The organism is Ruegeria sp. AG1, from assembly GCF_056541705.1.
This window is the reverse complement of sequence record NZ_JBQFYU010000015.1, coordinates 82,961-95,743: the sequence shown is the minus strand read 5'-3', so window position 1 is coordinate 95,743 and position 12,783 is coordinate 82,961. Positions and strand designations below refer to the sequence as shown.

13 protein-coding genes are annotated in these 12,783 nt (G+C 52.3%); 11 read left to right on the top strand and 2 right to left on the bottom strand.

The features are described 5' to 3' along the window. Positions 1-91: 91 nt before the first annotated feature. Complete coding sequence (locus ACR0B5_RS20515; RefSeq protein WP_170375226.1) at positions 92-829, bottom strand: DUF1194 domain-containing protein; 738 nt, start codon at positions 827-829, stop codon at positions 92-94. Positions 830-1,073: 244 nt separating this feature from the next. Here ACR0B5_RS20515 and ACR0B5_RS20510 point away from each other — a divergent pair, with 244 nt between their 5' ends. Beyond that, the gene (locus ACR0B5_RS20510; RefSeq protein ID WP_170555561.1) at positions 1,074-1,796 is read left to right on the top strand and encodes a type 1 glutamine amidotransferase; all 723 of its coding nucleotides are present in this window, start codon (positions 1,074-1,076) and stop codon (positions 1,794-1,796) included. 449 nt (positions 1,797-2,245) lie between these two features. On the opposite strand, the gene ACR0B5_RS20505 is transcribed toward ACR0B5_RS20510, so the two are convergent. Beyond that, the gene (locus ACR0B5_RS20505) at positions 2,246-2,920 is read right to left on the bottom strand and encodes an FCD domain-containing protein (protein ID WP_170375230.1); all 675 of its coding nucleotides are present in this window, start codon (positions 2,918-2,920) and stop codon (positions 2,246-2,248) included. 138 nt (positions 2,921-3,058) lie between these two features. Here ACR0B5_RS20505 and ACR0B5_RS20500 point away from each other — a divergent pair, with 138 nt between their 5' ends. The 10 genes from ACR0B5_RS20500 (at position 3,059) to ACR0B5_RS20455 (ending at position 12,733) form a co-directional block, all read left to right on the top strand. Then, positions 3,059-4,402 (top strand): NAD(P)/FAD-dependent oxidoreductase, encoded by a 1,344-nt coding sequence (locus ACR0B5_RS20500; protein WP_480543012.1) that lies wholly within the window; start codon positions 3,059-3,061, stop codon positions 4,400-4,402. A gap of 68 nt (positions 4,403-4,470) precedes the next feature. Beyond that, on the top strand, positions 4,471-5,946 hold the full coding sequence (locus tag ACR0B5_RS20495; RefSeq protein ID WP_170375234.1) for a glutamine synthetase family protein: 1,476 nt from the start codon (positions 4,471-4,473) through the stop codon (positions 5,944-5,946). Between the two features lie 87 nt (positions 5,947-6,033). Further along, a complete protein-coding gene (locus ACR0B5_RS20490) occupies positions 6,034-6,966 on the top strand; it encodes a class II glutamine amidotransferase domain-containing protein (protein WP_170375236.1) in 933 nt (310 codons plus the stop codon). Positions 6,967-7,049: 83 nt separating this feature from the next. Further along, entirely contained in the window at positions 7,050-7,823 is a 774-nt protein-coding gene (locus ACR0B5_RS20485; RefSeq protein ID WP_480543010.1) for a GltB/FmdC/FwdC-like GXGXG domain-containing protein, read from the top strand. 53 nt (positions 7,824-7,876) lie between these two features. Then, positions 7,877-9,241 (top strand): FMN-binding glutamate synthase family protein, encoded by a 1,365-nt coding sequence (locus ACR0B5_RS20480; protein ID WP_170555555.1) that lies wholly within the window; start codon positions 7,877-7,879, stop codon positions 9,239-9,241. A 13-nt stretch (positions 9,242-9,254) separates the two neighbouring features. After that, positions 9,255-9,668 carry a hypothetical protein gene (locus ACR0B5_RS20475; RefSeq protein ID WP_170375242.1) on the top strand — a complete coding sequence of 138 codons (414 nt, stop codon included), beginning with the start codon at positions 9,255-9,257 and terminating at the stop codon, positions 9,666-9,668. 3 nt (positions 9,669-9,671) lie between these two features. Continuing rightward, positions 9,672-10,520, top strand: coding sequence for a carbon-nitrogen hydrolase family protein (locus tag ACR0B5_RS20470; RefSeq protein ID WP_480543008.1), 849 nt, complete (start codon positions 9,672-9,674; stop codon positions 10,518-10,520). A 92-nt stretch (positions 10,521-10,612) separates the two neighbouring features. Then, a complete protein-coding gene (locus ACR0B5_RS20465; RefSeq protein WP_480543006.1) occupies positions 10,613-11,107 on the top strand; it encodes a hypothetical protein in 495 nt (164 codons plus the stop codon). A gap of 1 nt (position 11,108) precedes the next feature. After that, on the top strand, positions 11,109-11,402 hold the full coding sequence (locus tag ACR0B5_RS20460) for a DUF1330 domain-containing protein (RefSeq protein ID WP_170713681.1): 294 nt from the start codon (positions 11,109-11,111) through the stop codon (positions 11,400-11,402). After that, the gene (locus ACR0B5_RS20455; protein WP_480543004.1) at positions 11,399-12,733 is read left to right on the top strand and encodes a flavin-containing monooxygenase; all 1,335 of its coding nucleotides are present in this window, start codon (positions 11,399-11,401) and stop codon (positions 12,731-12,733) included. Before ACR0B5_RS20460 ends, ACR0B5_RS20455 begins: the two co-directional genes overlap by 4 nt. The last annotated feature ends 50 nt before the right edge of the window (positions 12,734-12,783 follow it).

Genomic DNA, 12,783 nt, shown 5'->3' with positions numbered 1-12,783 from the left:
TGTATGCGCCGTTCGTTGAATTCTTTTTCACCCGTTTTCCAAGCATCTCGTATGAAAAATCCATAGCAGCCAGTCCATTCAAACGTAAGGTCTAGCGAGGCGGGTATCCGCTGTGGCCAAAAACGGGTAGGGTGGTTTCCCTTATTAGTTTTCTTTTCATCGCTTGAGCATAGTCTTCGTATCCATTCGCAATCATTGCAAATGCTGCACTCCCATGGATAACCTCACGCTCAAAATATCTTTGAAGCTCATTTTGAGTTAACCATTCACCCACGTTGCCTTTTTTTTCTGGCTTCGGATCCCCCACTACCAAAGCATTGACTGTTACGTTCGTAAAAATATTGAGTTCGTAAACGCGCTTAGGAGGTGGGCCTATGTTGTTTTTGCCATCTCCCGACACGTCCACGGTCTTTTGCCAGCATTCCTTTTTTTCTTCGAGAAGTTCGCCTGCAAACAATAGTGCAGTGCTAAGCGCCGTCTTTAAGCCTGCACGCTTCTTGCGATACGACCTAATTCGATCAATAGCGGCGTCGATCGCGTTCTGACTGTCTAGTATTGTCCAAGGTTGAATCAAAAACTGATGATTTTGGGAACTCCATTCAAAGACAGCAAGGTGAACCGGGGTTTCAGGTTCCTTCAAAATAGTTGCCCGTACTTCGGCGTTGTTCAGTGCGTAGGAAAGACCATTCAATTGTTGCGCATATTCAACTTCGTCTACGGAGCCAGATACATCCAACGCAAGTACAAGCGCCAGTCGGCACGGTTCTGCTCGTACAAGCGCTGGCATCAGCAACGATGAATACAGTACAAGGATGGTTAGTCTACGCATGCCCGATCTTCGCAGGTTTTTGTTCAATAGCTAGTGGTTTGCATGGACCGGTTTTTTTTTGGTCTTTTTGAAGCCTCTGGGTTTTGACGAAAGTAAACTCGTTTTGACGTCGAGCCGCAGGTTGTGTTTGTCGCTGTCTGTTTGTGGCCGGGAGACACTTGTTGAGTTGGTGGATAACACCCACGACCTTTCGCAACAGGAAAAAATCGTTCTACAATTAAGTTGATCTGAAAAAGGAAGGGCTATGAAGCTTCTAGTATTGCAGCACGCGACCGTCGAACATCCAGGCGTTTTCCGCAATTTCCTTAGAGAGGACGGTCACAGTTATGATGTGGTCGAACTGGATCAGAAACAACAATTGCCTTCGCTGGACGGATACGAAGGTCTGTGGGTGATGGGCGGTCCCATGGACGTTTGGCAGGAAGACGCTCATCCATGGCTGAAAGACGAAAAGGCTTTCATTCGCGAGGCCGTAGAAGTCAGAGGTCTGCCTTTTCTAGGGTTGTGTCTGGGGCATCAGTTATTGGCCGAAGCCTTGGGGGGAAGCGTGGGGCCATCTGAGAAACCTGAGATCGGTGTTATGGACGTTCAGCTTACCGAGGAAGGAGCTTCTGGCGTCATACTAGATGGTTTGCCGGATCGCTTTCCATGTCTTCAATGGCATTCGGCGGAAGTTACGCTAATGCCTCCGGGGGCAACTTGCCTTGCAACTTCACCAGACTGCGCCGTTCAAGCGATGAAATGGGGGACGCGTGCCTATTCTGCGCAATTCCACATCGAAGTAGAAAAAGACACGGTTTCCAATTGGGCCGAAATCCCCGAGTACCGGTCAGCATTGGATGACGCTATGGGCGAGAACGCTACCGGACGTCTTGCTGCCGATGTTTCTAAGCATATGCCGGAGTTCAATGCTATGGCAGAACGACTCTACATCAATTGGATGCAAACGTCTGCGCAGGCTCAGTAATCAGTCAAAGTGTTGTGCTCGACCTGGCTCGAAACGAAGGAAGACGAGCGTTCTGTTTTGGCCAGCCTTGTCTTTGATAGATATAGCATACACACCTTTTTCATGCGCCCATTCCCTTAGGTCGTAGCTGTCGGGGTGGTTCACCTGCTCATCTGGCTTCAAAAGACTGCCATTTCTGCATTTCGTCAGCGTGGTCCACATTGCCGAAGCCTGATCTTCTGCGGAAGGGCTCCTATAGGCGTGGCTCCAGTAACAGGAAACTCCGGTTGTCGAAAAAGACGATAAATAGGTTGCGCAAACTGCGCCTTCGGGTGCCGTACCCGAAGCGGTAAAGCGGTTCAACGCGTCGACTGTCTCGCATTCACTTGCCAGCGCAAGAACGGGTAGTACGCCAAATACTCCGGCGCAGATTGCGCCGAGAGACCTTAGGTTTGGACTGGGCAAGCGCACTACGCTTCCGCTGCACGCATAAGCGACAAACGTGCAGTTTCTAGATGCTCTTTCATTTTGACAGCGGCGCGCTCGGGTTCACGTGAGCGCAATGCGTTGAGAACTTCGCGGTGCTGCGCATTGTATTGTTGGATAATCTCTTCTTCGAGTGTGAGATGACGCATGCGGGTCCACTCGTCCAAGGATCGCACTGTATTAATCTGACTAATCAACCAAATTAGAAGGTTGTTTCTCGTCGACGCGGCCAACCTGCGGTGAAAAGCCGTGTCTGCCTCGGCAAATAAAACAGGATCGGTCTGAGCCGCCTCCATTTGTGTGCAAAGCGCTTCCAGTGCCTCAAAGTCTTCTCGCCTACCGTGCAGAACGCTTAGGCGGCAGATATGTGGTTCCAAAGCAAAGCGGGCGTCGATCAGTTCCAATGGAGTAGCTTCTTCAACGGCCGGTGGAACAACATCCTGTTTTGCGGCCGTAACATAAGTGCCGCTCCCGGCGCGGGTTTCCAACAACCCTTCCTTCTCGAGTTGGTAGAGCGCGTCGCGCAGCGTGTTTCGCGCGACCCCTAGCTTTTCCGCCAATACTCTCGACGGCGGCAACCGCTCGAATCGCTGAAATTCTCCTTCTTCGATCGCACGTCTCAGCTCTGTTGCAACGTCGGAGAAACTTCGTCTTCCCATTTGTGATCCATTTTATAGTCCAATAATAAACCAATTTTGCAGTTTTTGGCCCAAAAGGCAATTATTGGTTCAAAAGTTGTTGATTTTGGTTTGCGGTGCGGCTCTTCTTCCTAGCGTGACCCAATGACGAGGAAACTCATGGCATTCCCTCAACATGCAGACTACGTGATCATCGGTGCAGGTATCCATGGCATATCTACGGCTTGGAAGCTGGCTGAAAGGTTGAAAGAACGTGGCGAAGAAATTGAGGGCCGCATTGTCGTTCTGGATAAAAGCGGTATCGCTGCAGGAGCTTCTGGGATTGCCTGCGGAGTAGTTCGCAACAACTATTTCCAGCCTGCAATGCGCAAGCTCATGGCCCATTCGGTTGATGTCTGGGAAAGTGATCCAGAAGGGCTATCGTACCACCCCGTCGGTTACATGCAAATATCTTCCGAAAGCATGCGCGAAGACGTGGGGTCGATTTATGCACAGCAGCAGGCGATCGGTTATGAAAGCGTCTTCATTGAAGGTGAAAACGCCTGCACGTCGTACATGCGTGGCTATTTTGGGGACTGGCAAGCCCAAAAAATAACATCCGTATTGCACGAAAAGCGTGGTGGTTTTTCTAATCAAACCAAGACAATGTACGCACTTGCGGAAAAAGTCGAAGCGCTTGGTGTCCGTATCATTACCGGGGTCGAGGTCGTCGGCTTCGAAGCCATGAACGGGTCTGTTGCGATTCAGGCCGTTGAAACGGACAAGGGCAAAATTTCATGTGAACGCGTCATCATCGGTGCTGGCCCCTGGGTCCGCAACTTCTGGTCAATGCTCGACTTGCCCGGCCAGATTACTGTTAAGGATCTGCAAGGTGAGGTGCACGAAGGCGTAGATATGTGGCGCTTTTGGCAACTTGAAGAAGGCGTGCTGAATATTGATCCGAACATCGGGCGGGCTGATGACGGTAGCCTTGCGCCAGTCATACATGTGGATACCGATGCGCCCCTGAAATCGACCGTCGATGGTTCCATTATCAAAGAAGAGATGTGGGGCATCTATTACAAGCCCGATTGGCATTTTGGAGGTATCCAGGGAGGGGCGAGCCCCTACAAAGTTGAAACCCCCGTAGACGAAGTGCAAATCGATCCTTACGGACCGTCTTCTCCGGAATTTGTTTCAAGCCATGAATTTGCTCATATGTGGGTGAGTGCACTCGCCCATTGTCAGGCGCGCTATGAAGGTATGATGCCAAAGTACCACAAGGAAGCATCGGGAGGGATCGGCTGTTTCACGGCGGACAGTTTCCCGGTTTTCGATCATTTCCGAGAAAACGTCACAGTGATTGCAGACAGTAACCACGGTTGGAAAATGCTGGGTGTTGGTCACCTGATTGCGGACGAAGTGCTTGGGGAACGACAGGAACTTCTGGAGCCGTTCCGATTTGATCGGTTCGCCAAGGGTGAACTGCACCCTGTGTCCAACAGCCCTTATCCGTGGAGTTAACAGAAATACCAAGTTCGCATTGAAGAGCGCCGGAAGAGTGCTCCGTCAAGCCAGCAAGGAGATAGAAAGTGGCCACCGATCTTGAAAGATTTGTAGACGCGCCGGGACGCGATGAGAAAATCAAGCAGGTACGGGAAATGATCAATGCCAAAGGCATTGAGTATCTCTACCTTCAATTCGTGTCGGTCACTGGAAAGATCATGGGGAAAGGTATCCCAGCTGATCACTGGGAAACCGTTGCCAAGAAAGGGTTCCAGCTTGTCTACGGGGCGACGGTAAACCTCTTCACGGATCGTGCTGGCAACTATCTTGGATATGGTCCGGAAGCAGCTGAACTTGTAGGCATTCCTGAACCGGAAACGTTTATGCAACTGCCCTGGGCTCCTACGATCGGGCGTTTCTATTGCACATTGTTCCGGAACCGAGAGGAAAAAGAAAATCCGGGTGGTTATCTTACTTCAGATTGCCGCGGAAACCTGCGTCGGTTGCATGAAGAATTCACCAAAAAACATGGAACAAAGCTGCGGATCGGCACTGAGCCCGAAATGATGTGGCTGAAGTTTGACGAAGACGGCAAACCACGCGACGGGTTTTCAAAACCATACTGCTATCACATCGACCAGTTCGAGAGTCTAAGACCTGTTTCCATGCAGGTGATCCGATATGCTCGCCAGATGGGCTTGGATATGATCCAAGGCGACCATGAGGATGCGCCAGGCCAGCTTGAACTGAACTGGATGTTCGACGACGTGTTGCGCAACGCCGACAGGTTGACGACATACCGCCAAATCTGTGCGCAGGTGGCGCGCGAGAACGGAATCTTCGCCTGCTTTATGACGAAACCTTTCATGGGTGTTTCAGCCAGTGGCTGTCATCACAACATGAGTCTTTGGAGAGGCGGCGAAGATGAGTTCGTTCGCACCGGCAACGATCCGGACGATTTGCCAGGGATGAAAGAAAACTACATGTACGTGAAGGGTGGTGAGAACACGTTCATGCCCGACACCGATGATCCTCAGATGCCCGGAAAGGAAGGGTTGAAGGCCATCGGTGGGGTTGTCACCCATCTCCAGGCTTTGACGGCCATTGGGTGTTCCACTGTGAACTCCTATCGGCGCTTGTGGGATACAGGTTTTTGGGCTCCTGTATTTGCAGACTGGGGTTTTCAGAACCGAACGACTGGCCTTCGCGTTTCGGCGCCGGGACGTTTTGAGTATCGCTCAGTCGACTCGATGGTGAACCCATACATTATGGGTTCAACTCTATTGGCGGCCATGGATGACGGGCTGGATAACAATCTCGATCCTGGTGAGCCTGAAGAACGCAATATCTATGAGGCGATGGCCGAAGGTAAAGAAGTGAAGAAGCTTCCGATGTCCCTTGGCGAGGCTTTGGATCATCTGGATGCAAACGAGGTGGTCAAGCGTGGCATGCCGGGCGAGATGTACCGCCTTTACGAAGAGTACAAACGCGATGAGTTTGCACGCTTCATGTCCACCGTCACCGAATGGGATAACGAAATGTATATGGAGTGCCTGCCTTAACCGGAGGCTTTTGGGCGAGTCTCGCACGACGCCAGCCCAACCATCAAACCAGCTAGTTGAAGAATTTGCAGGAGGAGCGCAGGTCAAATGTGCGGAATTGTTGGACTAATTCATCTCAAAGGAGCGTCGAATGTCGGCGGTGAGATGACGGCAATGCTTCAGTCGCTTAAGCATCGTGGACCGGATTCAACCGGCTATGCAGTCTATCGCGAAGATGCAGAAGACTATGTGATGCGGGTCAAGATTGCGGAAGCAGAGGACATGGATCGCGGTCGCGGCATCCATGACGTTCTGGAAGAGCGTCTGGCTCAGGTCGACGCGATCCTTGAAGAGCATGGCGCGAACGTAAAGCACAAGGAACGCGTACGTCCTTATGCGCTGCGCTATGTTTTGACCCACGACGGAAATACAGGGGAGATGGCGGAACACATCGAGGAGATCGATGATGTTGAGATCCTCTCGCTTGGAAACGGTTTGGAGCTGATCAAGGATCTCGGCGATGCATCCGTTGTCGCCGAGGCCTATGGCCTGAGTGATTTTCGGGGCACGCATGGTATCGGCCACACTCGGATGGCAACAGAGTCCGACGTCGATATCAAATCCGCGCATCCCTATTGGGCCTTCCCGTACAACGACGTCTCGGTCGTTCATAACGGACAAATTACAAACTACTGGATTATGCGTCGCGAGATGGAACGGAAAGGGCACCGTTTTATGTCGAACTGCGACAGCGAGTTGCTGGCAGTCTACACAGCGCACAACCTTGCCAACGGCGTAACGCTGGAGGAAAGCCTAAGGCGTTCGATTGATGAGATCGATGGTGTTTTCACCTATCTTGTTTGCACCAAGGATCAATTGGGCATGGCCAAGGACACAATGGCTGCCAAACCGCTGGTCCTTTACGAGAGCGACGACCTAATCGCTATGGCCTCAGAAGAGGTCGCGATCCGCGCGATCCTGCCTCATGAAATCGACACTACCGATCCCTACGACGAGGAGGTTCGCGTATGGCAAGCGTAAGCGATGCAGACCTGAAGGGAATGACCCAAGAGGAACGGGTCAAAGCTTTGGGCATGACAACGGATCAGCTAACAGGGCGGTCCATGTATATCGAATTCGACCCGGATGCGACCGAACGGTTTGCCTATCCCTGGGCACCTGACGTTGATTTCAACAAACGGACTGAGCTTGATTGCGACGAGATGACCGCGACGGAGGTCAATGCAAATATCCGGTCGCTGATGGAAGAAGGTTACGGTTCCATTGTTATCAAGAACCCGCGCGGCATGCACAGCCTTGGTGTTGGGATCCTGAATAAACTCAACCTGATCGTCGAAGGTTCGACAGGGTACTTTGCGGTCGGCCTGATCGATGGGCCCAACGTGCGGATCAATGGACGCGTAGGCTGGTCCTGCGGCGAGAATATGATGTCCGGCACAGTGATTGTGGAAAAAAACGCTGGGTCCACATTTGGAGCAGCTATTCGTGGCGGTGATCTTGTGTGCCGAGGTTCTGTTGGATCACGTACTGGCATCGACATGAAGGGCGGGACGATCATCGTAGGCGGTGATACTGGTGCGCTTTCTGGTTTCATGATGCAGCGCGGCCGGATGGTTGTTTGCGGCAATGCCGGAAAGAACCTCGGTGACTCGATGTACGACGGCACGATCTACATCGGGGGCGATATTCAGTCCTTAGGCGTCGATGCGGTTGAGGCTGAACTGACCGACCTCGACAAGGCTTGGTTGACGAGAAAACTCACCCAGTACGGGATGATGCCAGACAACGGTGTCGATCACTTTACCAAAGTAGTCGCGGGCAAACAGCTCTGGAACTACGACAACCTCGAACCGAACGAGAAAAAGCTCATCCTCTAAGGGACGGCCTTGCTCGCCAAGGATGCCCGATAACCCTTTGAAAGGTATAAAACATGGCAGATGGAAACCCGCCAACCAAGAAAGTTCTCGATCGTGATGTGAACCGTATCGGAGACAGCTTCATTTTCCCGCCGCGGGTCATGGACGACATTCACATCAAGTCCGAACTTGGCCGTTACAGAATGCGAGGTTTCTCGCTGTTCAAAAAAATTCCGCACTGGGACGATCTGACTTTTCTTCCCGGCACACTGACGCGCTTTGTTATCGAAGGTTATCGCGAGAAATGCGAAACAAAAACGGTCATCGGACCGCGTGCGAAAAGGCCGTTGGAACTGGATATTCCGGTCTACATAACAGGCATGAGTTTTGGTGCCTTGTCGTATGAGGCGAAAACTGCTTTGGCGCGTGGGGCGACGATGGCGGGTACCGCCACCTGCTCGGGCGAGGGTGGTATGATCCCTGACGAACGTCGGTATTCGTCGAAATGGTTCTATCAGTGTATTCAGTCGCGCTATGGGTTTAATCCTCACCATCTGGTGCTTGCAGATGGTTGCGAGTTCTTCATTGGACAGGGATGTAAGGTTGGTCTAGGTGGCCACCTGATGGGGCAAAAGGTGACTGACCAAGTTGCCGAAATGCGCTCGTTGCCCGCCGGTATCGACCAACGTTCGCCAGCTCGCCATCCAGATTGGTTAGGGCCGGACGACCTCGCGTTGAAAATCCAGGAAATACGCGAAGCGACAGACTGGCAAATTCCGATCCAACTGAAACTTGGCGCTGCCCGAGTCTATGACGATGTGCGAATGGCCGTAAAATGCGATCCGGACTCGATATACATTGACGGTATGGAAGGTGGCACCGGCGCGGGTCCACACCTTGCGACCGAAGATACCGGGGTTCCCGGTATGGCCGCAATCCGCCAGGCGCGCAAAGCGATTGATGATCTTGGAAAGCGGGGCGACATTACTTTGATCTACGCTGGCGGCATCCGCAACGGTGCGGATATCGCTAAGGCGATTGCTCTCGGCGCGGACGCAATCGCGATCGGGCATTCGGCGATGATGGCGCTCAATTGTAACAAGGACATCCCTGAGGCCAACTACCCCGAGGAAATCGGGGCGGAGCCAGGTTATTGCTATCACTGCCACACAGGCCGTTGCCCGGTTGGTGTAGCAACACAAGATCCCCTTCTGCGCCAACGCCTTGACCCTGATGAAGCGGCAGAGCGTGTCTACAACTTCCTGCATACTCTGACGATTGAGGCGCAGCTGTTTGCCCGCGCTTGCGGAAAAACGCATCTGCATTCGCTTGAGCCTGAAGATTTGGCGGCACTGACCATGGAAGCTTCAGCTATGGCCGGAGTCCCATTGGCTGGCACAAGCCACACCGTCGGCGTCGAAGACTATCATCACCTTTAAGGAGACCTGAGCTATGGCCGGAACACAGTATCGAGGGTCTGAAATCAAGGACGTCAACCAGTTCATCAATGATGCGGATGGACTTGAATCAGAGCGTGAGAAAGAAATTGGGCAGCATATTGGCTACCGATACGATGTGAATCTTGTGCCGGATTACAGCCGGCTCACGCCTTTCCTCAAGGACTACATAGAGTTCATGGGCTGGGACGACTTGAATTGGCTCGAAGACATTCACATGGGTTACGAGGAAGGTAAACCTGCGGTCTTTGACCGAAATATCAACGGATGGGTTCGGATACCGGACAGCATCGAACTTCCCGACAATCAGCAGGACCGTGACATGATTGCGCGAGAGCTATTGTTGAAGTTTCAAATGTCCGACCGTCACCCGTTGGTCATGCTTAGAAAGGCTTACAAAAAGTTCTAATTCATGCCGCGCCAGCTAAATATCGCCTGCCTCCAAACCCGGCCCATGCCGACCATGGAGAGTGCTTTGGCCGAGGCTTTGCCGATGGCCGAAGCAGCAGTTCGAGCGGGTGCTCAAATGCTATTCTTGCCCGAGTATTGCGGCGGGTTAGCATCAGATGGCAAACGTTTGTGCCCACCATCTCAGCCGGAATCGAAACACCTTGTACTGAGCAAACTGCAAGAATTTGCGGCCGAGCGGAAAGTTTGGGTGAACATTGGATCCATCGCTGTAGACGGACCGGACGGGAAGATCATCAATCGTGGCTATATGCTCGATCCTTTGGGCGAAATTCTGGGGTACTATGACAAGATACACCTGTTTGATGTAGATCTTGCTGAAAGCGCCACCTATCGCGAAAGCGACACCGTAGCGCCGGGGGATCGTGCCTGCATTTACGAGACCTCTTTGTGCAAAGTGGGTCACACGATTTGTTATGATCTCCGGTTTCCCGGGCTTTTCAGGGATCTTGCTCAGGGAGGCGCGGAAATACTGTGCTGCCCAGCGGCTTTCACCAAAATTACCGGAAAAGCGCATTGGCATGTTCTTAATCGAGCGCGCGCCATAGAAAACACGTCATTTGTTGTTTCCCCATGTGCTGTCGGTCCTGTTCCTGGTGGCGGTGCGAGCTATGGGCATTCACTTGTAATCAGTCCGTGGGGAGAGGTTCTGGCCGACGGCGGCGACATTCCCGGTGTCATCCACGCCCAACTGGATCTTGACCTTGTTCAAGCCACGGCAGCGCGCGTTCCCAGCTTACTTCATGACAGGTCATATCGAACAGAAGACACAATCAAAAAGGATGTCGCATGAGTTCACTGGGTACCGTCCTGGGAGAAGGCTATTCTACTTCGCCGCTGCGCCTTGCGTTTCTCAAGTGGCAGTGCCGAGTAAGGCAGATAGCGATGCGCGACAATCAAGGTCGCCCAGATGATGCGATTACACCGGCTCTTTATTTGCCAAAACAAGACGAACCGCTTGGGCACATCATCACTCTGCTGAACAAGGCTCCGGGTTATTCGGTCACGCCAGAAATGCTGCACATGGCGAAGAAGACGAATGATCCGGCTCAGCGTCGTGATCAGGCGATCCGGTTCTTTTCCGCGACTTACTACCAAAAAGCGGCAGAGTTCTCAGATATCCTGACAGCCACCTTTCCACCGGGTTCACAAGGGGCAGGCTCGATACGTGACGCAAACATGGTTCGCCTACGTTTCGAGGCGTACATGCAGGTGTTTGATCTGTCTTGCAAAGTCTGGCGACTGGCATCAAACAACCCACTGTATCAGGCGACTATGGCGCACAACCGGTTGTTCAATCCGGCCTTACCAGAAGACACCGAGGTTCTGGGCTTTGAGCCGGACTGGAACGCCAGTTCATCGGAACCAGAGGTGCGCTGATATGGTTCCGGGATACGTCATTGCACAGATACGCGTGACAGACGCTGAGACGTATCCTTCCTATGTCGCAATGGTTCAGGCGATCGTAGAAAAGTTCGGCGGTGAATTTCTTGTGCGTGGAGGCCGCAACGAAAGTCATGAGGGTAGCCCCCATGGCGATCGGCACGTCGTAATTAGATTTCCAAGTTATCAGGCTGCAAAGGACTGGTACCATTCCGCGGACTACGCCGAGGCCAAAGCACTTCGAATGTCCGCTTCCAGTAGCGTTCAAACCATAGTCGAGGGGGTAGAATGACCAAACGTATCTGTATTGTCGGAGCAGGTCCGTCTGGGCTTGCACAACTACGTGCATTTCAGTCAGCCGCCGAAAAAGGCGCGGAAATCCCCAACATTGTCTGTTACGAAAAACAGGCAGATTGGGGTGGGCTATGGCGATATACTTGGCGCACCGGACTGGATGAGCACAGCAACCCCTGCCATGGGTCAATGTACCGTTATCTTTGGTCGAATGGACCCAAGGAAGGGTTGGAGTTTGCGGATTACACCTTCGAAGAACACTTTGGAAAACCCATTGCGTCCTACCCACCGCGTGCTGTCCTGTTCGACTATATCGAAGGCCGGGTAAAAAAGGCGGATGTCCGAAAGTACATTAAATTCAACACCGTTGTGCGAGATGTGCGAACGGTTGAAGACGGGTTTGAAGTAACAGTTCGTGATGCCCTAAGTGATACTGAAGAGCGAAGGATCTTTGATCAGGTAGTGGTAGCATCAGGGCACTTTAGTTTCCCGAATGTACCGCATTATCCCGGTTTTGAGTCCTATAAAGGTCGCATCCTGCACGCACATGACTTCAGGGACGCGGTGGAGTTCAAGGACAAGGACATCCTAATCCTAGGAACATCCTATTCTGCTGAAGATATCGGCTCTCAGTGTTGGAAGTACGGATGCAAATCAGTAACGGTGGCACATCGGACAGCGCCCATGGGTTTCAATTGGCCGGATAATTGGGCGGAAGTTCCAGCGCTGGAGAGAGTGGACGGCAAAACCGCGTACTTCATTGACGGAACCTCTCGTGAAGTAGATGCGATTATTCTGTGCACTGGATACAAGCATCATTTCCCATTCCTGCCAGATGATTTGCGATTGAAAACGGCTAACCGACTGGCTGCAAACGACCTTTATAAAGGTGTCGTGTACACAGGAAATCCTGATCTCTTTTATTTGGGCATGCAAGACCAGTGGTATACATTCAACATGTTTGACGCGCAGGCTTGGTGGGCGCGGGACGTGATAATGGGCCGCATAGCATTGCCGGATGCCGCAACAATGGAGGCGGATTGGCAGAAACGACAGGCCGACGAAGACGCTCTTGAAGATGACTATGCCTGCATCGCGTATCAGGGCGCGTACACTGGCGAGCTCATCAATGAGACCGACTACCCTTCATTCGACATCGAAGCAGCAAACCAGGCTTTCTACGAATGGAAAAAGCACAAAAAGCAAGGAATTATGGAATTCCGGGATCATGGCTACACCAGCCCAATGACCGGCACAAAGGCGCCCCCACACCATACGGTCTGGAAGGATGCGCTGGACGACAGTCTTGAGGACTACCTGAAGACTTGAACAGGGCGAGTATACCCTCGCCCTGAACGGGCGTAGCGGCATCGCCGAAA